The organism is Plantibacter sp. RU18, assembly GCF_050613355.1.
GTDB lineage: Bacteria > Actinomycetota > Actinomycetes > Actinomycetales > Microbacteriaceae > Plantibacter.
This window is the reverse complement of record NZ_CP159618.1, coordinates 4,524,191-4,551,156: the sequence shown is the minus strand read 5'-3', so window position 1 is coordinate 4,551,156 and position 26,966 is coordinate 4,524,191. Positions and strand designations below refer to the sequence as shown.

Annotated in this window: 21 protein-coding genes, 1 tRNA gene, 1 pseudogene and 2 other annotated features; of the genes and pseudogenes, 8 read left to right on the top strand and 15 right to left on the bottom strand. The window is 63.2% G+C overall.

Going from position 1 to position 26,966, the window contains the following annotated elements; translation table 11 throughout:
* Positions 1-78: 78 nt before the first annotated feature.
* Positions 79-1,298 (top strand): IS3 family transposase gene (locus ABMA10_RS21635; protein ID WP_431031001.1). Its coding sequence is split into 2 segments (ribosomal slippage): positions 79-358 and positions 358-1,298, totalling 1,221 coding nucleotides; the frame shifts between segments, so codons are not numbered across the junction.
* Positions 357-470: a sequence feature (AL1L pseudoknot), on the top strand. (Overlaps the previous gene by 114 nt.)
* A gap of 1,884 nt (positions 1,299-3,182) precedes the next feature.
* Here the strand turns inward: ABMA10_RS21635 and ABMA10_RS21630 are convergent.
* From ABMA10_RS21630 to ABMA10_RS21620, 3 genes are all read right to left on the bottom strand, one after another.
* On the bottom strand, positions 3,183-4,997 hold the full coding sequence (locus ABMA10_RS21630; protein ID WP_347869914.1) for a DNA polymerase: 1,815 nt from the start codon (positions 4,995-4,997) through the stop codon (positions 3,183-3,185).
* The gene (locus tag ABMA10_RS21625; RefSeq protein ID WP_431031000.1) at positions 4,994-7,351 is read right to left on the bottom strand and encodes a hypothetical protein; all 2,358 of its coding nucleotides are present in this window, start codon (positions 7,349-7,351) and stop codon (positions 4,994-4,996) included. The genes ABMA10_RS21630 and ABMA10_RS21625 overlap by 4 nt, the downstream gene beginning before the upstream one ends.
* Before the next feature lie 367 nt (positions 7,352-7,718).
* Positions 7,719-7,985, bottom strand: a complete 267-nt coding sequence (locus ABMA10_RS21620) for a helix-turn-helix domain-containing protein (RefSeq protein WP_347869912.1) — start codon at positions 7,983-7,985, stop codon at positions 7,719-7,721.
* Between the two features lie 83 nt (positions 7,986-8,068).
* Between ABMA10_RS21620 and ABMA10_RS21615 the strand changes: the two genes are divergently transcribed.
* The 3 genes from ABMA10_RS21615 (at position 8,069) to ABMA10_RS21605 (ending at position 11,159) form a co-directional block, all read left to right on the top strand.
* Positions 8,069-8,509, top strand: coding sequence for a helix-turn-helix domain-containing protein (locus tag ABMA10_RS21615; RefSeq protein ID WP_347869911.1), 441 nt, complete (start codon positions 8,069-8,071; stop codon positions 8,507-8,509).
* Complete coding sequence (locus tag ABMA10_RS21610) at positions 8,506-9,612, top strand: tyrosine-type recombinase/integrase (protein WP_347869910.1); 1,107 nt, start codon at positions 8,506-8,508, stop codon at positions 9,610-9,612. The genes ABMA10_RS21615 and ABMA10_RS21610 overlap by 4 nt, the downstream gene beginning before the upstream one ends.
* Before the next feature lie 143 nt (positions 9,613-9,755).
* Entirely contained in the window at positions 9,756-11,159 is a 1,404-nt protein-coding gene (locus ABMA10_RS21605; protein WP_347869909.1) for an SIR2 family protein, read from the top strand.
* A 260-nt stretch (positions 11,160-11,419) separates the two neighbouring features.
* On the opposite strand, the gene ABMA10_RS21600 is transcribed toward ABMA10_RS21605, so the two are convergent.
* Together ABMA10_RS21600 and ABMA10_RS21595 are read right to left on the bottom strand one after the other, a co-directional pair.
* Positions 11,420-11,794 carry a hypothetical protein gene (locus tag ABMA10_RS21600; protein ID WP_431030999.1) on the bottom strand — a complete coding sequence of 125 codons (375 nt, stop codon included), beginning with the start codon at positions 11,792-11,794 and terminating at the stop codon, positions 11,420-11,422.
* Positions 11,795-11,827: 33 nt separating this feature from the next.
* Positions 11,828-12,166, bottom strand: a pseudogene (locus ABMA10_RS21595) (integrase core domain-containing protein); the annotation flags it as partial.
* Between the two features lie 121 nt (positions 12,167-12,287).
* Here ABMA10_RS21595 and ABMA10_RS21590 point away from each other — a divergent pair.
* Positions 12,288-13,532, top strand: coding sequence for an IS256 family transposase (locus tag ABMA10_RS21590; protein WP_431030682.1), 1,245 nt, complete (start codon positions 12,288-12,290; stop codon positions 13,530-13,532).
* On the opposite strand, the gene ABMA10_RS21585 is transcribed toward ABMA10_RS21590, so the two are convergent.
* Positions 13,522-14,142, bottom strand: a complete 621-nt coding sequence (locus ABMA10_RS21585; RefSeq protein WP_431030998.1) for an IS3 family transposase — start codon at positions 14,140-14,142, stop codon at positions 13,522-13,524. The genes ABMA10_RS21590 and ABMA10_RS21585 overlap by 11 nt on opposite strands.
* Positions 14,068-14,181 (bottom strand) — a sequence feature (AL1L pseudoknot). Its footprint overlaps the gene before it by 75 nt.
* Positions 14,139-15,839: a S8 family serine peptidase gene (locus ABMA10_RS21580; RefSeq protein ID WP_431030997.1), complete on the bottom strand. Its 1,701-nt coding sequence runs from the start codon at positions 15,837-15,839 to the stop codon at positions 14,139-14,141. (Overlaps the previous feature by 43 nt.) Before ABMA10_RS21580 ends, ABMA10_RS21585 begins: the two co-directional genes overlap by 4 nt.
* A 453-nt stretch (positions 15,840-16,292) precedes the next feature.
* Here ABMA10_RS21580 and ABMA10_RS21575 point away from each other — a divergent pair, with 453 nt between their 5' ends.
* A complete protein-coding gene (locus ABMA10_RS21575; protein WP_431030684.1) occupies positions 16,293-17,534 on the top strand; it encodes an IS256 family transposase in 1,242 nt (413 codons plus the stop codon).
* 11 nt (positions 17,535-17,545) lie between these two features.
* On the opposite strand, the gene ABMA10_RS21570 is transcribed toward ABMA10_RS21575, so the two are convergent.
* Both ABMA10_RS21570 and ABMA10_RS21565 read right to left on the bottom strand, forming a co-directional pair.
* Positions 17,546-18,091 carry a hypothetical protein gene (locus ABMA10_RS21570; RefSeq protein WP_431030996.1) on the bottom strand — a complete coding sequence of 182 codons (546 nt, stop codon included), beginning with the start codon at positions 18,089-18,091 and terminating at the stop codon, positions 17,546-17,548.
* Positions 18,084-19,004: an AAA family ATPase gene (locus tag ABMA10_RS21565; protein ID WP_431030995.1), complete on the bottom strand. Its 921-nt coding sequence runs from the start codon at positions 19,002-19,004 to the stop codon at positions 18,084-18,086. The genes ABMA10_RS21570 and ABMA10_RS21565 overlap by 8 nt, the downstream gene beginning before the upstream one ends.
* Before the next feature lie 493 nt (positions 19,005-19,497).
* Here ABMA10_RS21565 and ABMA10_RS21560 point away from each other — a divergent pair.
* Positions 19,498-19,589, top strand: a tRNA-Ala gene (locus ABMA10_RS21560).
* A gap of 379 nt (positions 19,590-19,968) precedes the next feature.
* On the opposite strand, the gene ABMA10_RS21555 is transcribed toward ABMA10_RS21560, so the two are convergent.
* Positions 19,969-21,312: a hypothetical protein gene (locus ABMA10_RS21555; RefSeq protein ID WP_347869906.1), complete on the bottom strand. Its 1,344-nt coding sequence runs from the start codon at positions 21,310-21,312 to the stop codon at positions 19,969-19,971.
* A gap of 39 nt (positions 21,313-21,351) precedes the next feature.
* Entirely contained in the window at positions 21,352-21,531 is a 180-nt protein-coding gene (locus ABMA10_RS21550; protein ID WP_431030994.1) for a hypothetical protein, read from the bottom strand.
* 500 nt (positions 21,532-22,031) lie between these two features.
* Between ABMA10_RS21550 and ABMA10_RS21545 the strand changes: the two genes are divergently transcribed.
* Positions 22,032-23,036 (top strand): enolase C-terminal domain-like protein, encoded by a 1,005-nt coding sequence (locus ABMA10_RS21545; protein ID WP_431030993.1) that lies wholly within the window; start codon positions 22,032-22,034, stop codon positions 23,034-23,036.
* A gap of 59 nt (positions 23,037-23,095) precedes the next feature.
* Here the strand turns inward: ABMA10_RS21545 and ABMA10_RS21540 are convergent, their stop codons facing one another.
* The 4 genes from ABMA10_RS21540 to ABMA10_RS21525 form a co-directional block, all read right to left on the bottom strand.
* Positions 23,096-23,968 (bottom strand): fumarylacetoacetate hydrolase family protein, encoded by an 873-nt coding sequence (locus ABMA10_RS21540; protein ID WP_347869904.1) that lies wholly within the window; start codon positions 23,966-23,968, stop codon positions 23,096-23,098.
* A gap of 86 nt (positions 23,969-24,054) precedes the next feature.
* Positions 24,055-24,810, bottom strand: coding sequence for an SDR family NAD(P)-dependent oxidoreductase (locus tag ABMA10_RS21535; RefSeq protein WP_347869903.1), 756 nt, complete (start codon positions 24,808-24,810; stop codon positions 24,055-24,057).
* 61 nt (positions 24,811-24,871) lie between these two features.
* Positions 24,872-25,807: a phosphotriesterase family protein gene (locus tag ABMA10_RS21530; RefSeq protein ID WP_431030992.1), complete on the bottom strand. Its 936-nt coding sequence runs from the start codon at positions 25,805-25,807 to the stop codon at positions 24,872-24,874.
* A 43-nt stretch (positions 25,808-25,850) separates the two neighbouring features.
* Positions 25,851-26,918, bottom strand: a complete 1,068-nt coding sequence (locus tag ABMA10_RS21525; RefSeq protein WP_347869901.1) for a Gfo/Idh/MocA family protein — start codon at positions 26,916-26,918, stop codon at positions 25,851-25,853.
* Between the last annotated feature and the right edge of the window lie 48 nt (positions 26,919-26,966).

The following is a 26,966-nucleotide window of genomic DNA, read 5'->3' as shown; positions in this document are numbered from 1 at the left end:
TGACCGCGGAGTGGTCACAAGGCGGTGTCTTGCCCTTGGTTTGATGGAGACTCTGATCGTCCTGAAAGGATGAGGAGTATGCCAGCTTTGAGGAAGTACCCGGCGGAATTGAGAGAGCGTGCAGTGCGCCTTGTGTTCGAGGCGCGTGATGCGGATGGGGGCCGCCGTGGTGTGTGTACCAGGATCGGCCGGCAGCTTGGTGTCCCGTCGGACACGTTGCGTGGCTGGGTCCAGCGCGCCGAGGTCGATGGGGGTCTGCGTTCGGGGACGTCCACTGATACTGCGGTTCGCCTGGTCGAGGTGGAGCGTGAGGTGAGGGAGTTGCGGCGGGCGAACGCGATTTTGCGGAGCGCGTCGGCTTTCTTCGCGGCGGAGCTCGACCGCCCACACAGCAGATGATCGCCTACATCGATGAACACAAGGAAGAGTTCGGGGTCGAGCCGATCTGCAGGGAACTGCCGATTGCCCCGCAGACGTACTATGCCGCGCGGTCTCGGCCGCCCTCGCAGCGGTCCGTCAGTGACGAGGACACCGTGGTGAAGGTCCGTGCCGTGCACCAAGCGAACTATGGCGTCTATGGCGTCCGGAAGGTCCATGCGCAGCTGCGTCGCGACGGCCACCGGGTGGCCAGGTGCACGATCGAGCGGCTCATGCGTCGGGAGGGTCTCCGCGGGATCTCGCGGGCCAAGGGGCCACGCACGACGATCCCTGGGCCATTCACGGATCGTCCGGGGGACCTCGTTGACCGACGGTTCACCGCACCGGCACCGGACTGCCTCTGGGTTGCGGACATCACCTACATTCGGACGTTCTCCGGCTGGGTGTATGCCGCGTTCGTATTGGACGTGTTCTCCCGCCGGATCGTGGGCTGGCAGCTCTCCACAACCATGCACACCGAGCTTGCCCTCGATGCTCTCGAGATGGGCGTCTGGACGCGGCAGCGTGCCGGCCGGGACCTGTCACAACTTGTCCACCACTCGGATCGCGGAGTCCAATATCGTGCCGTGCGCTACACCGACCGCCTCGCTGAGGCAGAAGCAGTCGCCTCGGTTGGGTCCAAGGGCGACAGCTACGACAACGCGATGGCCGAGGCGCTGAACTCTCTATTCAAGGCCGAACTGATCCGCAACCTCGGCCCGTGGAAGGGGATCGACGAGCTCGAGATCGCGGTCGCGGAATACATCGACTGGTACAACCACCGCCGACTCCACGGCGAGATCGGACACATCCCACCCGTCGAAGCCGAGAACAACTTCTACACGCAACTGCCCACCATCACCGTGATGGAACGGGTCTAACCGAGCCTCTACCAAACCCGGGGCTTGACACGGACACTGCGTGCCCGCTATTCCGTTTCGCGGTTCGGTGACCGGTCCGTATCCGGCCCGTAGCCGGTCACAGGTGACCGGATGATGACCAGAGAATGGCCAAAGATACCCGGTGATACTCACCGGATTCACCCCCAGGTAACGGGCTGTGATGGGCGGGAGCGTGGAGCGTATTCACGCGATCGGTCAGCCATGCGTCTATCGCTCGGAGCTCCTCCAGCTCCTTCGTCTCACGGCTTCCGTCGTGCCTCCTTCAGCCTCATCCTCAGTCGCTGGAAAGCGCCAATCGATAGACGCTCAGCAACAAGGGTTGGCTGCCCAAGATGCAGCAGGATCGCGGAGACTTCCAGGCCGCTCCCCGCCCCCTTCGATGGGGCTGCTCGCAGGATGAGGGTCTCCGGGATCTCTGCCCGAAGGAGTGTGCGGCGAACAGAGCGCCGGCCGACTGCTGGTGACCCAGCTGCTGTCCGTCGCGCCGGCGGGAGCCTGGGGGCCAAAGCCGTCCTCGGGGGCTACGCCCCGTCGGCATGGAGCGCACCGTCCAGATTCGACACGCGTGCCGAATCTTGAGCCGAGATGGCCGAGTGAGCAAGAGCGGTTCGCCACAATTTCCGAACCCGCGGGATCGAGAGTGCAACAGTGGCCGCGGGTTCGGAAATCGATGAGGCCAAGGACCGGTCGGTGAGAGTGGTGGCAGCAACAGCGTGCGAAGGTTCCAGCGCCTCCGGGACGGATCCAGGGACGAACTCGGTAGCCGATTCTGTGACTCGGCGCAGGGAGCACAGAGGCTTCGCCCGCGCCTCGAGGTGGCAGCGATCGGGTGGCCAGGTCGCAGCGGTGCTGCTCCCATTCGGCGACCACTTCGGTGTCCACCGGAGCATCGAACCAGGCGACCACGGAGGTGTCGACTCTCGTCGCCAAGCAGATGCTTCCACGGAGGCTTCGCGCAACATCATGGACGCCGTGAACGGCTGTCGCGAGGCCCTCGGACACTCCTTCGTCGCGCCCGATGATGCGGCGGTGCCGCAAGCGTTAGCTGCCAAGGAAAGGAGCACGGCATAGCCGAGCTCCGCGCTGCCTACAGAGCAACAACGACCGTGTGCCCACGGCCGCGACGGGGTGGAGGCGAGGTCGGATACAAGAGCGGTATCCAACCTCTGCGTCGCTGCGCTCCAGGTCCGAATCATGGTGCCACTTCGTTCCAAACCATGATTCAGCCCAACCCCGTCTAACCAGGCCCAACGGAGGCGCTTGAATCAGCCGCAAGCAATGAATCTTCGATCCATGCAGCTGATTCAAGAGTGTGAAATTACACCGTTGCCCCTGATGAGGCAGCAATTATGACCCCGATTCTCCGCTGAAGCTCCGAATGCGTGGGAGAAAGGAAAAGGGCATAAGGGAGCGTGGCACCAGTCGTCGTTTCCTTCCTCGCTGCGCTCGTCGGAATCTAGCCTGGTGGTCGGCATAGCCGACACGCTTTTCGGGCGCCCCTGAGCCTCTCGCTTCGCTCGGTCTCCGGGTCTTCCTCACCCTCGTCGCTTCGCGCCTCAGGCCCTCACTGCGTCGCTTCGCTCCTGGCCCTCTTCGTCATCCCTGTGGGGATGCCTCGAGGGTGCCCACGCCCTCCGCGCGTCCGGGCTGCCGCCACCATCTCCTCCGCGTTGCTCCCCCGCTGGATGACGTCAGGGGCCAGCAGAGGTCCTGAGGTTGCTCAACCATCGCGTCTCTGGAGATGGCCAGGCACCTAGACAAGGTGGCCGGCTCCCGAAGAGTATTCGAGGGACACGTCAACTCGCGTGGAGAGATCAGTCCACAACGAGTATTGGGATGGAGGGTTTGCCGCGAACTGCAGTGCTATGCGGCCTTCACAAGAGGGGCATGCCATGTGCACAGGGGGTCGTCGCAGCCGGGTTGCTCGCGATGATCGCGCGCGACCTCGGACCAGTACGGCTTCTCGCTTCGGTAGCAGTCGCACCAATCGCGCCCGCGATCAGACTTCTCGGCGAGCACCTGCACCGCCAGATCTGCTGAGGGAGGTCGGAATGAGAATTGCAGGGCTTTGAGCACTGAAGCTTCCGCCTCGTCGGCCCGGTCCGTTGGAACGGAAAGGACGATCTCGTCGTGCACGATCGCGCGCAGGCATGACAGGAGCCACGTCGGTAGACGAAGAATGCCCTCCATCATGAGGTCGCGAGCTGTGCCCTGTCCGATGGCCGCCGGTGCCTGCGTGTACTCGCGTCCCTCCTCGATCCTCATAGGTCGACCAAAGGCGTTCCACAGGAGCTGACTGTGCTTGGCCTCCGCTCGCACTTCGCGTTTGAATACAGCGAGTTTCGGGAAGCGGCTGTCGAGCTTGTTGAGGAGGGCTTGTGCGTCCGCCTGCCCGATACCGGCAGATGCGGCGAGGCCACGGGCACCCATGCCGTAGGTCGTTGCGTGGGTGACTGGCTTGGCGTCCGACCTGCGCTGTGGGTCGCCGAACAGCTCGACCGCCATCTCGGTGTGATAGTCCTTTCCAGCGGCGAAGGCTGCGATGTATCCGGGGTCTTGGCAATGCGCTGCGATCGCTCGGGCATCGACTTGGCTGAGGTCGAACGCGATGAGCACATCACCCCGGTCAGGCAGCAAGAGGGATCGCTCCAGGACGTTCGCTCGGTCGCGTTTTCCCATCACGGTCAGTCCTGGCCTCGTAACTGAAATGCGGCCGGTGGACTGACGAGCATCGACGGATGGATGAACCCGACCTTCATCAGAAGTGTGATCGATGAGGGACTGCACCACAGATCGTTCACCGTTCAGCGCTCGGAGCGTCTCGACTAGGTCTTGTAGTCGGAGATTTTTCGGGTGCAACTCCAGCAGCCGGGTGAGCGCATCTCGACCAGTCGCGAGGCTCCCCTTCGCGGTTCGGGGAGCATCGATTCCGAACTCTGCAAATGCGATCTCCAGCGCCCGGATCCCTTCCTTCGTGCGCTGGGGAGCCTTGCCGACTTCGGGCAGACCGAAGGCATGTAGCTTCGACTTGAGTGTGGTGATGCGAGCGTGCTGGGCCGATATGCGACGTCGCGCCTCATCCACATCCACACGGAACCCGGCTCTCGAGATGCCGCCGAGCCGCCACAGCACTCGATGCTCACGGAGCGCGTAGGCGTCGCAATTCAGGTGTCCAGCAACAGCGCGCAGAAGTTCCACGTCCCGGACGAGATAGCGACGGTAGTCAGCGTCGTCCACTGGGATCCGGTCGTAGCCACCGAACTTCGACGCCAGGATCTGCAGTGTGGAGCTGCCGGACGCGGACGATTCTTTTCCGACGCCTGTGAAGCGCAGGCCCAGTGCATCGAGTCCGTATCGGCCGTCGTCGATATGACCGGAAAGCGGCGGATCATTGTGCCGCGCGAGAATCAATGTGTCACGAACCAAACCTGCATCGACCAGCTTCCCGACGTCAAGATCGTGCCATCTTGCGAGAGCTGCAAGGTCGAAGCCGATGGCGTTGTGCGCGACGACGCGATCGGCGCGTCGGATCTCGTCCGTCAACTCACGCATGTCAGTCGTCAATCGCACGGGATCGGCGTTCACCGCGTAGCCGGCGAGTCGGCAGAACTCGCTTCCGTACGTGTAGAGCTCGCCTGCGTCGGCAGTTTCGATGTCGAGATAGATGGTGCGCATCATGCCGCCGCCTCATCAAGGTCGACGATCGTCGGCATCCGCCGGCCCTTCTCGCTCGACCGGTGCGCGGTGCGCGTTTGCGGAGCCTGCGAAGGGAGTCCTGTTGAATGGGTCGCGACTGAACCACCGGCTGAGGCGGCAGACTGAGCGGCTTGCTCGAGCTTCCATTTCGCTACGTTTCCGTGACTCTGGCCCGTTCTCACTAGTCGGAGGTCGCCCTTCCAAACGTCGGCGATGGTCGCCCAGTGTCGGCCTAGCGAGCGGGGATCCTCCTTATCCTTAAGGCGGTCAAGGCCGTAGGGGGCCTCAGCGTCGACGTCGGTCGCAAGGTAGACGGCGCCCTGTTTCGAAGTGAAAGTAGCTCCGGTTCCGAATCGCGCGGCCAGAGACTCCAGGTGGGCGCGCTCGCACTGCTCCTCAAAGTTGGCCGCGAGTCTTTCCTGGTCGACGGACGTGAGAAAACCATCGACACCTGCCACTTCCAGGATTCCACCAATCACTTCGCGCCATTGTTCGAACCCGCCGAGCACCGTCGGAACTGCCTTGGGTTTCGGGCGGCCACGATCGAACCATGCGCGAACGAGGATGAGACAAGCTCGGAGTAGCTCGGCCCGATGAGCCGGGACCCAGGTCCCAAGATCATGCTTGAACGCCGTGCGGTTTTGGGGATTCGGCTCGTTCGTGTGTAGGCGGATTGAGTAGGTGCGATTGGCGATGTCGCCAGAGCGTTCAACCTGGTTGCCGGCCGCGTACCAAGAGGCGACGTTGCGGAGGCGCGCTTGCTTGTTTCCACCGAGCACCCGATCCGACCAGACCTGAGCGGTGAGTGCCTGGCAGAGCACAGGGGAGTTCAGCTTGTGTGCTTCATCGAAGACGATGATCGTTCGACCGGCCAGCAGCATCGACGTGAGCAGCTTGCGAAGCTCCTGTTCGTCATCGCGGGGAAGGTTGCTGAGATCGGGCGGGTGACCCGTCATCACCATGACCAGGCACTGGATGAGCAGCCCCTTTCCGACTCGACTGGTCAATCCGTCGATGACGCACAGGGGAACAATGCTCACGAGATTGCGAATGAGTGGCGTGAGGAGGGCGGCGAACGCGTGGGCCACATCGGCGTCGGCTTTGAAGGGGAACCCGGAGTGTCCGTGCACCGACTTGTAGCGCTCGTCGACGAAGAGATCTTCCATGAGAAGACGCTTGGCCTCGCGCAGGTCGCCGTCGGTCGGATGGTCTGGAACCGTCAGTCCCTCGAGATCAGAGCTCAGCAATACCAGCAGGCGCGTTTCCGGGTCGTAGCCGTTCGTCGTGACGATCGAACCGTCGCGTCGAACCACAGGAACCGATGAAACTCCATCGAGGCGCGTGTACTGACGGTGGCCCGCTGCTAGTGACTTCAGCGTGTTCGTGTCGGGCCAGTCGTGTCGTTCGACGCCACGGTCGCTCACACGGACTGTCTCGGCAGAACGTGAAATCAGCCGATTCAGATCGCCGTCGGTCAGTCGTTCCAGAGTTGGGCCATCTTCCGAAGGCACGAGCTGGCACAGAACACCTCCATAGCTGAAGAGCTCGCGGCGGTCGAAATTGTCACGAAGGACCGCTTCCAGTTCTTCGATGACGCGCAGTCGGTCGGCTCCGACATTGATGCGACGCCGTGGTGTCGCTCCAGAATGCGAAACCGGGGCGACGGGTGGCTTTGGCCGGCCATCCGCAGGCTTTGGTTTCGCTCCGGCAATCCAGCGCCGAAAGAGCCTGCGTCGACGGTCGTCCCCGTCGATCGCCCCCAACCTGTCGTCGATACCGGCGGTGGACGTGCCTGCAATGCGCGCGAAGCTGACAGTCGAGGTCCACTCCCTGCAGGCATCTCCAAGTCGCGTGGCGCCATCGAATACCCGAGGGTTCGTTGCCGCATCAGCATCAGGCACGATGACCACCGGGAGGTCCTCGACGACGTCGAGGTATTTCGTAGGAGTTCGATCGCGCGACCACCCGTCAATCCCGCAGAACCGATAGATCGACCAGTCCTCGGGAGCCCACGCGTCGGCGGCCAACGCCTGCTTGACGCCCTCCACGAGGAGTACACCCTTCGGTTGGGCAACCGTGCGGACAACAGGTAGCTGGGGACTGAGGTTCCCAGGTGGCGACACATACTTGATCGGCTTGCCGTCCTCGCCGATGACGGTTCCCGACTGCGGCTTGAGCTGCCAGGTTCGCGAGCCGTCGGGCTCGATCATCGGATAGACGAGCGCCGGAAGGACGGCAGGCCCGTGCTGATCAACGATCCACTGGGCGCCGTCCGGGAGATCTTCGCGTCTCGTGGCGCTGTATACCGCGTGGGCAGCAGCGGTCTCGGAGGGCACTGCGCTGCGGATCAGCTCTTCAGCGTGTTCCTCCGTCGTGCCGACGTACTCGCGGGTGGTTGGGGGGATTGGGGGGTCCGGGGGGAAGGTAACTCGGGCTCGCTGAGGTGGCTGAGGATCCAGAACCATCGTGCTGCGAGGTTTGGAAGCGTGTGTGTCCCGGGGTCCTGAAGAGAACGGGCTACCCCCATTCCCCCCAGTCCCCCCGCCGACAAAGGCGTCGGCAGAACTCGGGTCGTCGGGCTGTTCGTTCGCGGTCGAACGTGCGAAAATATCGGTAGACACTCGAAGGCTCTCTCTCATGATCTTCGTGTCGGGCCGTCGAGTGTGGAGCTCGGCGGCCTTACTTGTTGGGGCGGCGGGCGACTTAGGCTGCGGTCAGATCCCGCCTGCGGTTTTCTCGTCCGACCATCCAGTTCTGAAAGTCGTCCGGATCGATTCGCCATCGAGTGCGTCTGCCAGTGCCGCCGACGTTGATCGCGCGAATCTCGCCTGAAGCGATGAGCTGACGCACATACCAAGGCGTGAGTTTGGCGAGCTCGGCGATGTCGCTGACGGACAGCAAGATGCAGTTCTTCTTGGCGTGCCTGAGAAGCTCGGCCAGGGTGAGGTTGAATGTCTCGTTTATGGGCATACCTACCAACTCTCTACTATTTTCACCGAATCACTACACACTGACGATGACACGGGTAGTGAATCTGTGCAAGTCTGTCTTCTATGCAAACCACTACCACGAATGAAGAGGCGGTCCTCAGCCCGCCGGAGTCCGCACTCCTGAAGGCGCATTACAAGAAGTCCGGTCTGACGGTCGCGGACCTTGCGGCTGCCACTGGGCTCAGTGTGGGCACCATCTCGATCGCGCTCAGCGGAATCCGCTACCGCGACGGCCGGCCCCACGTCGCGGTCCCTCCGGACCGCACAATCGTGCGTCTCTCGGCTGTCCTGCATGTGGATCCAGAGATCTGGCGGAACGTTGGGCGTGCGCGAGCCGCAGATCTTCTCGCCGAGGTGACCGAGTCCGGCAACGCGCCTACCGTAGCGGCGGACATGGATGCAGTGGCGGCAGTTGCTGGGCGAGCGGCCCTGGCGCGTCAGGTCCTGTCGGCGTTCAGTAGTGAAGAGCTGCGCTCGGAGATTAGTCGCCGGGAGGGGGAGTGACTGTTCAGGATCTCTGGGCCAACCTCTCGAAGAGTGAGGTTGTTGAAAGGAGGCGGGCAGGTCGTGATCGCTGGCAGCGGCGGTGGCGCGACGGCGTTGGACGGAGTGCTCCGCAGCGTAAGCAGTCATACAAGGAGCATCAGAAGGCTCAGGCGTATCTGGATGACGCCAACCAGATGGGGGATCCAAAAGCGCAGCGCATCCGCCGAGATTCACTGACGGTGAACACGCTTCTCGATCGCCACCTCGCCGCGAAGAGCGACCGGGCGCCGAAGACCGTCGAAGCTGATCAGCACCACGCACATGGTGTGCGCCGTCAGTTCGGGGACCGCCAGGTCTCAACGATCGATACGACAGAGATCGAAATTTGGTCCCAGCGATCGGAGCTCGCGCGATCGAGCCGGAAGAAGCAGCTTGAGCTGTTGCGCGCTGCAATCAAGCGTGGAATTCGGGACAAGATGGTCGAGGGCGACCCCAGTGAGGGCATCATCGTCTCTCTGGGGCATCAGGAGTCTGCCCACTGGTCGTCAGCTGAGTTGATGGCTGTGATCGCAGCTGCTGCGAGTGAGCGGGAGAAGGCGCTGCTTTCCGTTCTCGGCCTCATGGGTTTGCGGGCCGGCGAAGCTCGATCCCTCGTCGTCGGCGACCTCGATGGAGGTCAGCTTCGTGTGAAGAACTCGGGAGGCGACACTGACGCCACGAAGACTCGGGCAAGCCGGCGCGTCTTGCCCGTTCCGGCGGTGGTCTTGCCGCTTCTGGAGAAGCAGGCAGGGCGCCGCCCGAAGTCAGACTGGATGTTCGAGAGTCCGCGACTCCGCGGTCAAGCAATCGGAAAACGGTACGTTTCAGACACGGTCACGCGGGCGTTGTCTCGCGCCAATCAGGAGCGCTCTGAACCCATCGCTCGGATCAGTGTGCACGGGTTGCGACACACATTCGCTGCGATCGCACTTTCTGAAGCTCGTGCCGATCTACTGTCAGTGTCACGTGCCCTGGGACATGCTCGACCGTCTATCACCCTTGACCGCTACGGGCACCTGGCACCGGCAGGCCTCGCGCCTTTGATGGCAGGTATCGATGATCTCGTGAGAAGTGCTGTATAGATGGGGAATCGGGATGGGGATCGCAACTCAAGGTTGGTATCTAGAGTCAGCTGCCTTGTGATGCGCAGCTGAAGCTGAGCTGCAAGAGGACTAGTTTTCGTTTCGATGCCAGGGCAAGGTGTCATGTCTGGCACGATCTGAGTATGAGCGCTCCCGAACTCACTGCCGCGCAGATGGACGTCTTTAGGGACGCAGGCGGCGACCGACACGTGACGCTACTACTCGGTGCCGGTGCCTCAACCTCGTCAGGCCTCCCTGGTTGGGACGAGCTTGCGACACGCCTCTTGCTAAAGAGTGGATCTGTCACAGACGCGGAAGCCGCGGCGCTACTTGTCGGTCGTCAGGACCCCCTGCTGGTCGCAGAGGCTGCTCGTAACGCCCTGGGTGATCGCTGGGACCAGCAGATTCGATCGGCGCTGTATCGAGGTCTGAGCGACCTCTCGCCCTCCGCACTCCACCTTGCGGCCGCAGGTCACGCGTTAGCCGGACCTGCTTCGGAGACGACCCTGATCACCCTGAACTTCGACACTTTGTTGGAGGATGCGGCAAAAATCGATCTTGACGACGCGGCTGTGCACTCGCGAATTGATGGATCTCGACCGGACGGTGTCTACGTAGTTCACCATCTGCACGGTATTGCGTCGACCTCGCATTCCGAAGGTGTCGTGCTCACGTTGTCCGATTTCAACGAACTCCTTGGTAACCAGGACTCGTGGCAGCAGCAGATCCTTCGAGAGTCGGCTAGTCAAGGGGCCATCGTCATTGCAGGAACGTCGTACCGGGACCCTGATGTTCGTCGGTGGCTCCACGTCGCGCTAGCTGAAGCGCCGGACGAAAACGCCGCTGTGGTTCTTTTGGCCCGGCAGGCATTCGGGGTGTCCCGCGATCAGTTCAGTCAGCTGGAACGGGCGCTCGCTGAGCAGTGGAGTTCCGCCGGTCTGAAGCCCGTGATCGTGGAGGACTTCACGGACGCGGCTCAAATCATCCGCGAACTTCGCTACGTACACGCGTCGAACTATCGAGCACCTCAAGAGCGTGCTGACGCGATGTGGAAAGCGCACGTTGCACAGTTCGCGGACCTCCAGGAATCGTATTCTGACCGGCTTGGCTTGAATGCAAGCAGGTTGAAGGACGCATTCGACGTCGATCATCTCAACGTCACGTTGTGGCTCGCCGACGGGAACGGCAGCGTGGCTCGATACGCGGCGCAGGACAGGATCTACAAGTCAGCAGAGGATCTTCGTCATGTTGAGAGCGGACATGACAGTCGGTGGGTTGCTGGTCGAGCCTTGGGTGCGGAGGACATCGTCTTCCAAGACATTGAAGATGGCTCGACCAGCCGCTGGGGGACAGTGTTTGCTGTTCCAGTACGTGTCGTAGTGCCTGGCCATCCCGAGATGGCGATGGCCGTGATCAGCGTAGGGCTGCCTGGTTCGGCCGCGACGCACTTCAAGTCTCGGGCCATGTGGTTCGATGCGGCGCTTGAAATCGCCAACGACTGGAGCGAGACCCTGCTTCAGGTGATTCCTGCAGACTTCGTGGCTTAGAGTCGTTAAGCTGATCGAAGGAGGCGAGATCATGACGAACGACAGCAGTTCCTTCCAGAGTCTTGGAAACGGTGCGTATCGCGTGAGCGGCGCTCGCGTCAGCCCGACTACTGGGAAGTACGTGACGCGCAGCAGCGCCTCGACGCAAAAATCGAAGTCCGCGACCAGTGGAGTCGACAAAGCTCCATCGGGCAAGAGGTAGGTTCAGCCTCGCCCCCGAACGCCCGTTCGGCGAACTCCTGCAAGACTGCTCCGCGTGGCTAGGAGCCTGTGATGACGCGCGTCCGCACTCCGGTTCTGATATCAGCGGTTCGGATTCCGAGTGCCCCGAGCTGTTGACGCATCTGTTGGAAGACGGGCGCTTCGCCCTTGAGGTCCGAGATCGTGAGGACCGCAGCGAACTCGACTCCAGACACCGGCATGTCTTCGTCTGCCCGAGTCAGGTACTCGACGAGGAACTTCCACGTTGAACTCTTTCCCCGGCCACGCATCTTGCTCGTCTCGAAGCTCTTCACCACCTGCCATTTGTGTGCTTCCTGGAGAAGTTCTCGCTCCGTCCGGGGGTCTGCCATGGCCTCGGGGTGATACACCGGCTTCAACGCGTTGCTGAACTTGTCGGGATCGGTCTCCTGCATGAGTGTCAAGCCCCGGGTTTGGTAGAGGCTCGGTTAGACCCGTTCCATCACGGTGATGGTGGGCAGTTGCGTGTAGAAGTTGTTCTCGGCTTCGACGGGTGGGATGTGTCCGATCTCGCCGTGGAGCCGGCGGTGGTTGTACCAGTCGATGTATTCCGCGACCGCGATCTCGAGCTCGTCGATCCCCTTCCACGGGCCGAGGTTGCGGATCAGTTCGGCCTTGAATAGAGAGTTCAGCGCCTCGGCCATCGCGTTGTCGTAGCTGTCGCCCTTGGACCCAACCGAGGCGACTGCTTCTGCCTCAGCGAGGCGGTCGGTGTAGCGCACGGCACGATATTGGACTCCACGATCCGAGTGGTGGACAAGTTGTGACAGAGTAGTGCCCCATAAGGTGGTGTAGCCTGCGGTGGCCGGCTCGGTCTTGGACGTGAGCGCGGTCACCGTGTGACTCCTTCGAGAAGTCTCTAACCTCCACTCGAAAGGCATCATCACGATGACCGCTCCACATATTGTCGACCCTGCACACCTTCTTGGCGAAGCCCTGACCGACGCGTCTCCCGATCTGATGCGGTCGCTGCTGCAAACCATGATCAACGCGCTCCTCTCTGCCGACGCTGACGCGGTGATCGGCGCCGAGTGGGGCCAACCCACCCCGGGTCGCACCGTCCAACGCAACGGCTACCGGCACCGCGACCTCGATACCCGCGCCGGGACCATCGATGTCGCGATCCCGAAGCTGCGCTCTGGCACCTACTTCCCGGAGTGGCTCCTCGAGCGCCGCAAACGCGCCGAGACCGCCCTGATCACCGTCGTCGCGGACTGCTACCTCGCCGGCGTCTCCACACGCCGCATGGACAAACTCGTGAAGACCCTCGGGATTCACTCGTTGTCGAAGTCGCAAGTGTCCCGGATGGCTGCGGACCTCGACGAGCACGTTGACCAATTCCGACACCGCCCGCTCGGTGATGCCGGCCCATTCACGTTCGTCGCCGCCGACGCTCTCACCATGAAAGTCCGCGAAGGCGGACGCGTCATCAACGCCGTTGTTCTCGTCGCGACCGGGGTCAACGCCGATGGGCGCCGCGAGGTCCTGGGCCTGCGGGTGGCCACGTCGGAGACCGGGGCGGCGTGGAACACGTTCTTCGCCGACCTCGTCGCCCGCGGTCTGACCGGGGTTCGTCTGGTCACTTCCGACGCGCACCGCGGTCTGGTCGAGGCGATCGCCGCGAACTTCCCCGGCGCGGCCTGGCAACGCTGCCGCACCCACTACGCCGCGAACCTGATGTCGGTGACCCCGAAGAGTCTCTGGCCCGCGGTCAAGGCTATGCTGCACTCCGTTTACGACCAGCCCGACGCCGACGCCGTCCACGCCCAGTTCGACCGGCTGTTGGACTACGTCGACGGGAAACTGCCCGCAGCTCACGAACACCTCGACGCTGCCCGCGCCGACATCCTCGCGTTCACCGGGTTCCCCGAGGGGCTCTGGCAGCAGATCTGGTCGAACAACCCGAACGAGCGCCTGAATCGTGAAATCCGTCGCCGCACCGACTCCGTCGGCATCTTCCCCAATCGCGACGCGATCACCCGGCTCGTCGGCGCCGTCCTTGCCGAACAGACCGATGAATGGGCCGAGGGACGCCGCTACCTCGGACTCGACATCCTCGCCAAGAGCCGCCTCACCATCGTCCCCGACACCGGAACCGAGGTGCCCGAACCAGAACTCGCCCTCAGCGCCTAACCCAACGAATCGAAGGACACACGGCTACACCACTCCACGGGGCTTGACCGTCCCGGCCGGCACGCTGCCGCGTCCAGACGCCCATCTCGAGAGCATCGAGGGCAAGCTCGGTGTGCATGGTTGTGGAGAGCTGCCAGCCCACGATCCGGCGGGAGAACACGTCCAATACGAACGCGGCATACACCCAGCCGGAGAACGTCCGAATGTAGGTGATGTCCGCAACCCAGAGGCAGTCCGGTGCCGGTGCGGTGAACCGTCGGTCAACGAGGTCCCCCGGACGATCCGTGAATGGCCCAGGGATCGTCGTGCGTGGCCCCTTGGCCCGCGAGATCCCGCGGAGACCCTCCCGACGCATGAGCCGCTCGATCGTGCACCTGGCCACCCGGTGGCCATCGCGACGCAGCTGCGCATGGACCTTCCGGACGCCATAGACGCCATAGTTCGCTTGGTGCACGGCACGGACCTTCACCACGGTGTCCTCGTCACTGACGGACCGCTGCGAGGGCGGCCGAGACCGCGCGGCATAGTACGTCTGCGGGGCAATCGGCAGTTCCCTGCAGATCGGCTCGACCCCGAACTCTTCCTTGTGTTCATCGATGTAGGCGATCATCTGCTGTGTGGGCGGTCGAGCTCCGCCGCGAAGAAAGCCGACGCGCTCCGCAAAATCGCGTTCGCCCGCCGCAACTCCCTCACCTCACGCTCCACCTCGACCAGGCGAACCGCAGTATCAGTGGACGTCCCCGAACGCAGACCCCCATCGACCTCGGCGCGCTGGACCCAGCCACGCAACGTGTCCGACGGGACACCAAGCTGCCGGCCGATCCTGGTACACACACCACGGCGGCCCCCATCCGCATCACGCGCCTCGAACACAAGGCGCACTGCACGCTCTCTCAATTCCGCCGGGTACTTCCTCAAAGCTGGCATACTCCTCATCCTTTCAGGACGATCAGAGTCTCCATCAAACCAAGGGCAAGACATGAGTTTTGCATCGATGTTAACTCTGATTCGCTCGTCACCGTGCTCGTACGCGAGTATCGGTCGCGCCACCAGCGTGAGCCTCGCGTAGCCACGGCACTTTCCTTCGTCGGTAAGTGACTCCGGCCACGCGAACTTGAGGCTGTGTTCTTCACCGGGCAGGATTGTGTTGCTGACCACCATGACGATTTCCGAGTCCGGTCGCTCCAGTGTCTTGTGAGTCTCGCGCGGGACTCCAAAGCCAGCCAAGTCAGTCGCGACACCACGTAGTTCGCCCCGTTGCAGCGGTGCGGGCATGGTCGCCTCATGGATGAGCAGCGCGATGAGAGTCTCGCGCGGGGCACTTCCTGCGATAGATGCATCAAGATCCGCGAGTTCTCGCGCCACGAGGGGGGCAGCGAAGCTCGTGCCTGAGTTGCTGACGAGAGCGCCCGATTCGTCGATGGAATACAGGCCGCTTCCGTGTTGAGCGGTTGGGTTTCCGCTTCCGCCAACGTGCGCCATGTCTGGCTTAGTCGCTCCGCGAAGGCCTGGGCCGCGTCGAGTGTAGCTCGTGAGCCCGAATGGGATCTGGTTCGGGATGACCGTTGGATTGAGTGCGCTAACGGCCAAGTTGAAGAGGCTCTCCGCCGGCTCCGAGATGGTCGAGCGGCTCTCTCGTGCGAGGGACGTGAGAGCCGATGTTGTGTCCTCGGTCCACTCCGGCCGCCGATCATTGGTTGAGAGATTCCCCGCAGAGATGACGAATATGACGTCATACGCGCGAGCGATTGCATCGAGACGCTGGGCGGCAGCGCCGTATCGCTGGTTGTCGCCTGGGGCGTCGAAGTTGAGACTGAGATTGAACACCCTCACACCATGCGCGCTGCGCACTTCACGCACGGCATCCTCGATCTCATCGAAGAGTTCGGGTGTGCCTCCGGGGTAGTACGCGTCAAACTTGTTCCCGGTGCCACCTGGATCGGCCGGGAGGACATCTATATCGATCAACCTACACGCCGGGCGAGAGGGATCCAGTAACAGAGGGTTCATCGCACCGGCGCCCACCAGAAGACCACCGATAAACGTGCCGTGTTCAGAATCTTTATCCGCGTCGGCTATTAGACCCCACTTGCGTTCCACCCAAGGCTCTAGAATCGCGCCAACTCCGCCGTCGATAATGCCGACGATTGAACCGTTCTCGCTGAGCGCGGTCGGAATCCCGATGTCAACCAGCGTGTCGGTCGCGGCTACATTGGTCCCCCGCGAGCTTGGAACGGCGGGAAGCGAGATCGAGCGAACGACCGGGTTCCGCCCCAGAACTGTCAACACGCGCTGATGCTCGTCCACGCTCGTAGAGAAATTTCCGAGCGGCGCTGTGCGGAGCCCCGACCCAACTTCATCAGCGACCACCCCGAGTTCGAGGCTGCTTGCAGTGCTTGCTGTGACAACGCCGACCGAGATGTGGCGAGCAGCGCCGATTCCTCGATCTGGTTGAGCAACTGCCTCGACGGGAGACGACTCTAAGGCGTCCTGCAGTGCTCGAACCGCGTGTTGACGGGCGTCACTGACTGTCGACGAAGTGGTCGCGCCGCCGAACGGGAACAGTTCGATTTCATACCGATGTCCTGAGCTGGATCGGCTCAGCCACTCCGCAGCTGAATCCGCACTGAAGTCTCTCTTAGGTTGCGTCCAATAGCGTGGTGTAACCCCGGCCCTGATGGGCGTGTTGCACCGATGTGAGGCGGCCACCGCGTGATTCTTGGAAAGACCGATCAAGTCTTTTCCGAAGGAGTACACGCGATGACCGCACCCCATTTTATTGACCCTGCCCGTTTCCTGTCCGAACAACTCGAGCAAGCCTCGCCGGACCTGATGCGGCAGATGCTGACCACGTTCATCAACGCGCTGATGAGCGCCGAGGCCGAAGCCGTCTGCGGGGCCGAATACGGCCAGATCTCCGCCGACCGGACCAACTCCCGCAACGGCTACCGGCACCGGGATTTCGACACCCGCACCGGCACTCTCGACGTCGCGATCCCGAAGCTGCGCACCGGAACGTACTTCCCGGACTGGCTCCTCGAGCGGCGCCGCCGTGCCGAGGCCGCCCTGACCAGCGTCGTGGCGACCTGCTACCTGCTCGGGGTCTCGACCAGGCGGATGGAGAAACTCGTCGAGTCCCTCGGCATCACTCGTCTGTCCAAGTCGCAGGTGTCGATCATGGCCACCGACCTCGACGAGCAGGTCGAGCAGTTCCGCACCCGGCCCCTCGACGCTGGCCCCTACACGTTCGTCGCCGCCGACGCCCTGGTGCTGAAGGTGCGCGAGGGCGGCCGTGTCGCTAACGTCCACGCGCTCCTCGCGACGGGCGTGAACAAGGACGGGCACCGTGAGATCCTGGGCTTGCAGGTCACCAGCGCCGAAGACGGCGCCGGCTGGCTGGGCTTTTTCCGCGACCTGACTGCCCGCGGCCTCACCGGGGTGAAGCTCGTCACCAGCGACGCTCACGCCGGCCTCGTCGCGGCGATCGGGGCGACGCTGCCCGGCGCGACCTGGCAGCGCTGTCGCACCCACTACGCCGCGAATCTGATGTCCGCGACCCCGAAGTCCAGCTGGCCGTGGGTGAAGACCCTGCTCCACTCGGTCTATGACCAGCCCGACAAGGACGCCGTCCACGCACAGTTCGACCGGGTCCTGAACGCCCTGGAAGAGAAGCTCCCCGCAGTCGCCACCCACCTCGAGACCGCCCGGGCGGACGTGCTCGCGTTCACCGGCTTCCCGAAGGAGATCTGGCGCCAGCTCTGGTCCAACAACCCGCAGGAGCGCCTCAATCGCGAGATCCGCCGCCGCACCGACGTCGTGGGTATCTTCCCCGACCGCGGCTCCCTGATCCGCCTCGTCGGAGCGGTCCTGGCCGAACAACACGACGAGTGGATCGAAGGCCGCCGCTATCTCGGCCTCGACGTCCTCAGCCGCTCACGCCTCACCCTCGTCCCGACCGACAAGGAGGAACAAACAACCGAACTCGGCGCCCTCAGCGCCTAGAAATCCAAGAATCACGCGGCAATCCCGTTACACCACGCGTTTGGACTTGACCCTCTCTTATCGGGCTCGGCCCACAACTCGATGCTGCTGATCGCAGAAACCTCACAACGTGCACGAGACGGATTCGGAACAACCTCGCCCGTGTCCTTCCTGACCTTTGTTGGGACCTCGACTTCTGCGCCCAGTACCTTGTCGAGTACAACTTTCAGGGTGCTCGGCGTGCAGGCGAAGATCGGCTCACCGACGCCCGCTGTCGCAACGTGAGGAGTCGATGCTCGGCGGAACAAGCTCTTCTGTGGTCGGTGCGACTTTGCGATTGACCGCGAATTCATCCGGACTCGCACATAGCCGAGGCCGCCGTATTCAGCGAGGTACTGAGACGCAGCGATCACGTCGAGAACACCTCGAATCTGATCCGCGAGCCGGGCTTGATGGCGCTCGAACGCACTGTTTCGATCTGCGAAAAAGTCAGTACCAACGGACTTCGGAGATTGTTTTTCCCGCGGCTGCTGCAGCCGCTGCGGGTTTGTTACTACCTGGATCGGCTGATTAGGCATTGATCGCGCCTTCCTGGGCCTCGCTCACGCGCCGGCCAACTGTCTTGCTACTGATGCCGAATAACTGGGCGAGCTCCTGGTGGGTGAAATGCGGGTCTTCGCTCTGGGCGAGCATGATCAGAAGGGCCTCGCGGTCGATGAATCTGTCATTCTCGCCGGAGCCGTACCTGGCAGCAGTAGTCGCGGCTATCTGCACGATCGCATCCGCCTGCTTCGTGGTATTTCCTGCGTCTACGATGCGCCGCTTGCGCCACTTGGCGCACACGGTTGAAACCTCGGCGCCCGAAAGACCCGCCGTGATCCAGATCATGAACTTAGCCTCAGGCTCCGCATCTGGCACTTCCGACAAAGCAGAGCTAACGATAGCGCGCCGTTCCGAAGTCCCAGGGAGTGGCACTGGGACTTGCACTTCGAAGCGACGCCACACTGCTGGGTCGAGCAAAGCTTCGTGGTTGGTGAGCCCGATCGTGATGCCACGTCCGGCACGCGAGTCCATGTTCTGCAGGAGGGCGTTCACCACGCGCTTTATTTCGCCGACCTCGTTGGGATCGTCGCGAAGTTTCGCGATGGCATCGAATTCATCGAGGATTAGCACGCACTCGTATCGATTGGCGAAACTGAAGAGTGCGCCGAGATTCCGAGCTGTGGTTCCCAACAACGAACTGATCAAACCGTCTAGTCGAGCTACGACGGCTGGCAAGCCCAGTTGCTTGGCTAGTGAAAGCGCAAGCGTCGTCTTCCCAGTCCCGGGTGCGCCATACACGAGGGCGGTCAGCGACGGGTTCAGGCCCGCCTCGAGAAGTTGTTCCTGATGCTCCCATTCCTGGGTGAGAGCAGAAATGACCGCCGTGACGTCGCTGTTGAAAATCGGCTGAACCGCATCATTGTCACGAGGAAAGATGATCGTGGCCAACGGTGCTGCGCTCTCCGGATCAACGGGGAGGGGAGTGCTAGTAGTCATTCGTTCGGGATCTTGAGTGGAGCTGCGAGACAGTCGAGTTGGGGTCGATCGTGCTGTTCGAGACGCACTGCGTAGAAGAGCTGTAATGCCGCCTGCATCGGTGTCACCAGCCATTAGAAGAGCCGCCTCGAGCCGCTCAAGCTGGTGTCGAGCTATGTCCTTGCTGTCGTCGGCCAAGGCGGCCCTACTCAGGGCTTTAACGATCGCGAAGTGCTCCATACGGACAGCATAGCCGCCGCATCAGACATGTGAACCGCCAGTAGGGACAGGATTTGCCACGCGGAGGACGAGAGCCTGATTGGGAGAGTATGTCTGACGACGCTGGTCGGTTGGTCGGGCGTGTCGTCAGACGTGGCGAACTGAAGGCACTAGTCGAGCGCGGACTCGGCGGGCCCGCTCGCTCCATGCGTAGCCGCGCGCGCCTCTGCGCCCCAGCTGCGCTCCGAGTTAAACGAATTTCCCCCTGATTAGGTATAAAACTCTACGACATCCTGCTTTGCAAGCAGGATGTCGGGAGTTCGATTCTCCCAGGCTCCACAGCAAGAAGCAGCCCCCGGCCAACGCCGGGGGCTGCTTCGTTTTCACTGCGCGTCCCGTGCGCCTCGACAAGCTGCACCTCATCCACACGCCACATGGACGCCTCGATGGGAACCGATGCTCTGAGGGTCAGTGGAGGATTGTTGGAGGGCGCATGTCCGATCTTCGGTAGTGCGAGGCCACGATCACGATTGCACAGGTGTGGATGGAGGTGTTAACAACTGTGGACCACGGCTCGCGTCGACGGCCAGCATCTGCTCAGACCGCCCGACAATGTCAGATTCGGACGGCCGGATTTTCGAGGCCACCACGCTGACCGCGGCCAATGGCACGGAAAGCGGGCGGGCGGTGATACCAGGGGCGCCACCGCCGCGCCCGGTCAGCCCGCGACGACGGTAAGCAGGTTCGACGTGACGTGCGTGGCGTCCGCGAGGAATGCGCGGGCGACGAAGGTGTGGGCACCCGTGCTCAGTGCGATTGCGGTGCGGTGCGGTGCGTACATGGAGGTCTCGAGCTCCCTGCCGTTGTCATAGAAGACGTAGGAGTGCACGTCCACGGGAGTGGCGACGGATGCGTCTAGGACCACGACATCGCCCTCTGCCAGCACCGCGCCGTGCGATGGTCCAGCGAGGGAGAGGACTGCGCTCGAGACGGCGACAGGTTTGACGGTCAGGTCGAGGAAGCCCGCATAGCGGCACAGGTCGAAGCCGAGACGGTCTCCGGCGTTGAACTTCGCTTTGGCATTCACCAAGCCGTCATATGCGCCGGCAAACGGGGCCGTCGGGTTCCACCAGGTCATCTGCTCGCTATAGATCCAGGTGTAGCGGTCGCTTTTGAGCATCGAGTGGTACACGTTGTGTTCGTACCATTTCTGTACATCCGTGGCCGTCAATGTCGAGTAGTACGCGTACTTCGATGCGATCCCGGCTCGGGCGTGGCCAAGGGTGTTGTCGACGTACACAGTTGAGCCCATCTCGATACGGCCATAGGCCTCATGCTCAGTCTCCGGCAGCAGGTACCACGCGCCTTCCTGATACTGCCGACTCCGCGTGAACTGCGTCGTCTCGTCGTGGTAATAGTCGTCTTCGCTGCCGTCCACGATTGTGACCCCCGCGGCCACGCTTGAGAGCATGCCGCCGACGAAGGCCGGGAAGGTCGCATAGGGGGAGTCGTACTCGTGGCCTTCGTAGTTCTCGGACTGGTAGCGCAGCATGACGCCGAGAAAATAGAACAGGACGATCACATCAGGCTTCGCGGTCTGCAGCGCCGTCATGAACTGTGCCCCACGGAGCCGAACCTGAGCGCACACCTGCGCATACGTCTTTCCGGGGAACTGCGCAGACGTGTAGAGCCAGGTATCCGCGCCGTAGTCCTCCGGATCGAGCGCAATGCCTTTCGCGCCGGATGCAGCGAGAGCCTGTCCGAGGAGACCGATCTTCGCGGCAGCGTTACTCCAGATTGCATCGTCGAACCAGTCGATACCGCCGGCCTCCTGAGCGTAGGCGTACGCGTAGATGAAGTTGTCGGTGAATGATCCCCACTGGATGTCCTCAAGGACGTCGATTTTCATGTCGGCGAGAGTGAGCACCTGCTGCGGGCCGAAGACATCGAAGGCCTGGACGTACTTCGTGCCTGGATTTTCCATCAGGTTGAAGACCACCCCATCGAACTGAGTGAGTTGCATCGCGGCGATGTTGTCACGGACGAACACTGCGCCGGGCATGTCCCAGCCGGCTTCGATGAGTTTGCGTTGCCCCGAGTTTCATGGGGCGTTGCGGACGACGCTTGCACCGCTCGCGAACGGCCGTCTCGCGATGCTCTGTGCGACCGACGCTTCAGGGACTGTACCTGCTGCTGCCGAGAGCGAACCCCAGCCAGCAGCGGCCGTGGCCAGCGTTATGCCGCCGGCGCCGAGGAATGCGCGTCGTCCGATTCCGGTCATAATGACTCCAATCATTGAAACTCTTCGAAGTTCACATCAGTGAACTTTGATTCAGGTATGATGCGGCTTAGCGTGACCGAGTAGAACCCAGATGTCAAGGGAATCCGTCAGAAGCCGGTATTGACCGCTGCTCTCACCGCTGGCATGATGTGCGATACATGGACAGGAACGTGGGTTCACATATGGAATCAATGAATGGCGCCTCATGGGGTCCGCCGGACCGACGACCAGGGGACAGTCCGCGCATCACCGCAGTCGAGCGTTTCCACGTACGGGTCCCATTCGACCGCGCAGTCGCGCGGTGGAACAGCATCAACAATTCCCAGTGGGAGCTTCTCGAGATCGTGCGTGTGCGCACAGAGGACCCCGAGGTCGTCGGTTACGGCGAAGCGCTCTCCACCTATCCGGACTTCTGCACGACACCCCGAGCCATGGAGGCAGTTTGCGGACGGCTTCCGATCGAGGACGCGGCTGACGATCGTCTCGGCCTCAGCCTGCAGATGGCCCTCTATGACGCGGCGGGCCAAGCCTATGGTGTTCCGCTGCACCGCCTATTCGGCCGTCCTCAGGTCCGGGACCGGACCCCTCTTGCGTGGTGGAACACGAAAATGCCTGCCGAGCTTCTTGGGCAGGAGGCGGCCCGCTCCGTGGAGGCGGGCTACCTGGCGCAGAAGATCAAGGCGCGACCGTGGTTTGATGTGCGCGAGCAACTCGCCGCGATCGACCGCTCCACTCCGCCGGAGTTTCGCGTGGACATCGACTGGAACTCGATGCTGCTCGACGCAGGCCACGCGTTGCCTGTTCTGATCGAGATCGCGGGCATGCCGAAGATCGGTCTCTTTGAGAGCCCGATCCGGCGCTCGGACGCAGCAGGCCAACGACGGATCCACGATGCCGTCCCGATTCTGCTCGCCGAGCACTTCGATCCCACGCTCTTCCCTGTGTGGATTCGTGACGACTCCGTCGACGCCTACGTCATCAGCCCTCCCGGAGTGACGAGCATGGTGAACCGGGCCGCCGCTGCCGATCTGCTGCACAAGGATGTGTTCCTGCAAATCTGCGGGACCGGGATCACGACGGCGTTCACCGCTGCGCTCAATGCGGTCCTGCCCGCCGCCCGCCTCCCCGCGGTGACCGTGATGAACACCTACTCGGACGACCTCATCGTGTCGCCGCTGCGCGTCACAGGTGGGCACGTCGAAGTTCCAACTCGTCCCGGATTGGGCGTGCTCGTGGATGAGGATGCTCTCGAGCAGTTCCGGGTCGATGACGAGTTCGTTGTCCCGGTGCCGCGCCGCTTGCTCACGGTCGACTACGGCGACGGGCGGCACAGGAACTTTGTCAGTGCCGAGCAGTTGTGGGAAGACTTCACAGAGTTGACGACGATGCCCGTGCAGCCGCCGCACGCCTCACTCACCCTCCTTGACGACGACGGCAGTGCCGACTTCACTTCGTTGCACGCGCGGGCGAATAGACACCCCCAGTGGTTGGACGTGCGCGGCTGACTCCTGGCGACACTCATCTTCGCGCGCTGGTGTTCGACCGTATCGAGGACCGGCGGATGTCAGGCGGCTGCGCTCGGATCGCCCACGACCTGTTGCGTCTGCGTACCCAGCCGCGTGATCCCGAGTCTGATCGTCTCTCCGCCGTGAAGGAAGACCTGCGGTGTGAGTCCCATGCCGACTCCGGGTGGGGTCCCCGTGTTGATGAGGTCGCCGGGTTCGAGCGTGAGGAACTGACTGAGGTAGTGCACGATGAACGCCGGGCTGAAGATCATCGTCGCCGTGGAACCGTCCTGCCTGCGGATACCGTCGATGTCGAGCCACATCGCCAGGTCGAGGACATCGCCGATCTCGTCGGGCGTGACCAGGTAGGGCCCTGCCGGGTTGAACGTCGGAGCGGACTTCCCCTTCGACCACTGCCCGTTGCGCTCCAACTGCCAGGCTCGTTCGCTGACGTCGTTGACGAGCACGTAGCCGGCGATTGCGGCTGCGGCCTCCGCTTCGTCGGCGAGGTAGGACGCGCGGGTGCCGATGACGATCCCGAGCTCGACCTCCCAATCCGTCTTCAGGGAACCCCGTGGAATCAGGACGTCGTCGTTCGGACCCACGAGGGTGTTCGGTGATTTCGTGAACAGGATCGGCTCCTCGGGCACGGGCATGCCAGTCTCGGCGGCATGGTCGCTGTAGTTCAGCCCGATGCACAGGATCTGGTGCGGTCGAGCGATCGGGGCACCGATCCGTCGACCTCCGACCAACTCCACGCTCCCGGCTGCGACGCGTTCGGCCACGATTGCGTCGAGGACGCTCAGCGCCCCCGAACTGAAGAACGCCTCGTTGAAATCGCCGACGACGTCGGACAGATCGACGAAGTGTTCCTGATCGACGAGGACACCGGGGGTTTCGGCGCCGATCGCTCCGACTCGCACGAGCTTCATGTGGGTTCTCTTCTCTGGATGACGTCAGTGGATCGGGGTGAGACCGACGTTGGATGATGGTGCGGAGGCGCCGGAACGTGAGTGGGCTAACCCACGACAGGTCGGAGCCGCAGCTCCTGCATGCCGCCGTCGACGGCGATGGATGTGCCCGTCGTGGAGCGGGAGTTGGGCCCCGCAAGGTACGCCACGGCCTCGGCGACCTCCGTGGGGTCGACGAGTCGCCCGTGCGGTTGTCGCGCCTCGAGGGCTTCGCGCTCTGCCTGAGGATCCTCCGCGGACTCGAGGAGCCCCGTGATCCACGGAGTGTCGGCAGTGCCAGGATTGACGGCGTTGAAGCGGATGCCCTCTCGGAGATGGTCTGCCGCGAGAGCGCGGGTCATCGACAGGACCGCGCCCTTCGTGGCCGTGTACAGCACTCGTTGCGGGACGCCGGCTGTCGCGACGATTGACGACAGATTCACCACGGAAGCCGATCGTGACTGTCGGAGGAAGGGCAGTGCCGCTCTCGTCACGCGGGCGATGCCGACGACGTTGATGTCCCAGATGCGATGCCACTCGTCGTCCGAGTTGTCGGCGACATCCCCCTGCGCTCCGACGCCCGCGTTGTTGACCAGGATGTCGATTCCGCCGAACCGGTGCACGACCGCGTCGAGAGCCGCGCGCACGGAGGTGTCATCCGACACATCCGCCTGGACACCCAGATAGCGGGCGTCCAGACCGGAGCAGTCGCGATCGAGGACTGCCACCTGCGCACCGCCGTCGCTGAGCCGCCGGGCGATCGCTGCGCCGATGCCTGATGCCCCGCCCGTGACGACCGCGACGAGCTGATGGGATTCGTTCATGGATCCGTTCGATTCTGTTGGAGAGGAGCGATCGTACCGAGACCGGTGTTGCCGGTGTGCGTCAGGGACGTGTCAGCGCGCGAGCGATGTTCGTGACGGTGGCGGCGACGATGTGCTCCTCCGACAGCCCTGCGGCGCGCATCTTCGGGATGAAGTCGCGGATGAGCCAGTCGTACCCGCGGCCACCGTACGAGCGCAGCGCCGAGCGCTGTGCGATGTCGGTCCCGAGCACGACGCGGTCGGCATGCCCGTGCTCGATCAGGGCGGCGAGACTGCGGAGCCGCACGCTGTCGTCCGGGTAGCCGTCGCTCTCGTATCCGACATTGTCGATGCTCAGGTAGACGCCGCGGTCGGCGATCCGGAGCAGGTGGTCGACATCCTCCCTGTCGCCCATGTGACTGATCACGATGCGGTCCGGTGCCACCCCGACCTCTTCGAGGAGGTCGATCTGCTCGAGGGCCAGTTCACCGAAGTGGGTCGTGTGGGTGACGATCGCGGCTCCGGTCTGGAGGCTTGCCAGCCCAGCAGCACGGAAGACGCGCTCTTCCGCGGGTGAGATGTGGTGCCGTTCGGTGCCGATCTCGCCGATGAAACCGGCGACGACATCGGTGTCGTCGAACCCGGTCGTCAGGTGGCGGACGAGCACCTCGGCCAGTCGTGCGGAGGTCTTCTCACCGACTTCTGCGCCCCAGACGCGCTCGCGGTACCAGCCACAGCCGAGGACGATGTTGACGCCCGTCTGTTCGGAGATGCGCCGCAACGCCGCGGGGCGCGGGGTGAGTCCCGTGGTCGTGCAGTCGACCAGCGTTCCTCCGCCGGCGTTCTTGAACCAGTCCAGCTCTGTCGCCGCGACGGTCTCGTCATCGAAGATGACGTCATAGCTGTTGATCAGGTCGAAGTAGTCCCAGAGGATGTGCTCGTGGCTGTGCGTGATCCCGAGGGTGTCCGGCGCGAGTGGGCCGGTGACCGAGGTCACGGTTCCTTGCATCGTCATCATGAGCCTTTCTGGCGAGGGGAGCGGATTGGAGTGGGCAAGCGGTTCACCATCCGGAGGGCGGCAGTGAGTGGCGATCGACCTGCGCTGGACGGCCGGTCTGCAAGCTCTCGGTGATGGCCTCCGTGGTGGCCACGACCAGTGCGCCGAGCTGTCCACTGGCTGCAGCCGGCACCGTGCCACCCCGGGCGACGTCGAGGAGTGCGAGCGTCGGCGCCCCCGGCCGGTTGGCGGCCTCGTTCGAGGTCATCCGAATGACCTCCGACCACTTCCCGTCGATGCGTATCGTCCGCTCGGAGAAATCGAGGAGGAGTTCGCCCTGAGAGCCGATGATCGCCAGGTACCAGCCGACACCGGGGGAGCGCCCGCTGGTGCTGGCGCAGGAGATCGACACACTTGCTCCATCGGCGAGTTCGCCGGCGATCGCCAGGTGGAGATCGAGGGGTCCGCTGTTTCTCCCGTCGGTGGCGAAGACGCGATCGAGCGACTGCCCGGTCAGCCAGCTGAGCATGCCGATCCCGTGGCTCAGCGTCGTCGTGAGCGCGCCGCCTCCAGACACGGCCGGGTCACGATAGGTGGATTGCTCGCTCTGGATCCCGCCGCGTTGCCAGTCGAGCTCGGTGGTGCCCGTCAGCAGCTCGCGGATGTTCGCATGCAGGCGCAGCTCGACGTGCTCGATCTCACCGATGCGATCTGCTTCGAGACACATCTTGGCGTGAGCGAACAGTGCCGAGAACGGCCAGCCGAACCCGACCAGCAGTCCCCGCTGAGCGTCCGTGGATGCTGAGACCATGGCATGGGCGGCGGTGCTCGTCAGCGCCATGGGCTTCTCGCACAGCGTGTGGGCCCCGGACGACAGTGCGGCCACCGCTTGTGCTTCGTGAGCGTACGGGGGACTGCTGACGATGATCGCGTCGAGGCCCGCGTCGACGACGTCCCGCCAGTCGGTGGTCACCTGAGGGACCGAGAACGCGGCGCCGATTCGCTCACCCGTCCCGAGTTCCCGGCTGGAGACGATCTCTACCGAGACGTCGCGGTGCCGCGTGAGTTCTGGGAGGTGCACGGCGGTCGACCAGGAGCCCGCTCCGATGATGCCCACTCGCACACGTGACACGGAGCCTCCAGATGCTCGAGAGGCGGTTCAAGTATGTGAGCCTCGGTT

Excerpts from the sequence above, each read along its gene's own strand:
- ABMA10_RS21630 (WP_347869914.1), bottom strand. The coding sequence starts at position 4,997 with ATGATGCGCACCATCTATCTCGACATCGAAACTGCCGACGCAGGCGAG.
- ABMA10_RS21620 (WP_347869912.1), bottom strand. The coding sequence starts at position 7,985 with ATGCCCATAAACGAGACATTCAACCTCACCCTGGCCGAGCTTCTCAGG.
- ABMA10_RS21615 (WP_347869911.1), top strand. The coding sequence starts at position 8,069 with ATGCAAACCACTACCACGAATGAAGAGGCGGTCCTCAGCCCGCCGGAG.
- ABMA10_RS21605 (WP_347869909.1), top strand. The coding sequence starts at position 9,756 with ATGAGCGCTCCCGAACTCACTGCCGCGCAGATGGACGTCTTTAGGGAC.
- ABMA10_RS21600 (WP_431030999.1), bottom strand. The coding sequence starts at position 11,794 with ATGCAGGAGACCGATCCCGACAAGTTCAGCAACGCGTTGAAGCCGGTG.
- ABMA10_RS21590 (WP_431030682.1), top strand. The coding sequence starts at position 12,288 with ATGACCGCTCCACATATTGTCGACCCTGCACACCTTCTTGGCGAAGCC.
- ABMA10_RS21585 (WP_431030998.1), bottom strand. The coding sequence starts at position 14,142 with ATGATCGCCTACATCGATGAACACAAGGAAGAGTTCGGGGTCGAGCCG.
- ABMA10_RS21575 (WP_431030684.1), top strand. The coding sequence starts at position 16,293 with ATGACCGCACCCCATTTTATTGACCCTGCCCGTTTCCTGTCCGAACAA.
- ABMA10_RS21570 (WP_431030996.1), bottom strand. The coding sequence starts at position 18,091 with ATGCCTAATCAGCCGATCCAGGTAGTAACAAACCCGCAGCGGCTGCAG.
- ABMA10_RS21555 (WP_347869906.1), bottom strand. The coding sequence starts at position 21,312 with ATGCCCGGCGCAGTGTTCGTCCGTGACAACATCGCCGCGATGCAACTC.
- ABMA10_RS21550 (WP_431030994.1), bottom strand. The coding sequence starts at position 21,531 with ATGACCGGAATCGGACGACGCGCATTCCTCGGCGCCGGCGGCATAACG.
- ABMA10_RS21545 (WP_431030993.1), top strand. The coding sequence starts at position 22,032 with ATGGCCCTCTATGACGCGGCGGGCCAAGCCTATGGTGTTCCGCTGCAC.
- ABMA10_RS21540 (WP_347869904.1), bottom strand. The coding sequence starts at position 23,968 with ATGAAGCTCGTGCGAGTCGGAGCGATCGGCGCCGAAACCCCCGGTGTC.
- ABMA10_RS21535 (WP_347869903.1), bottom strand. The coding sequence starts at position 24,810 with ATGAACGAATCCCATCAGCTCGTCGCGGTCGTCACGGGCGGGGCATCA.
- ABMA10_RS21530 (WP_431030992.1), bottom strand. The coding sequence starts at position 25,807 with ATGATGACGATGCAAGGAACCGTGACCTCGGTCACCGGCCCACTCGCG.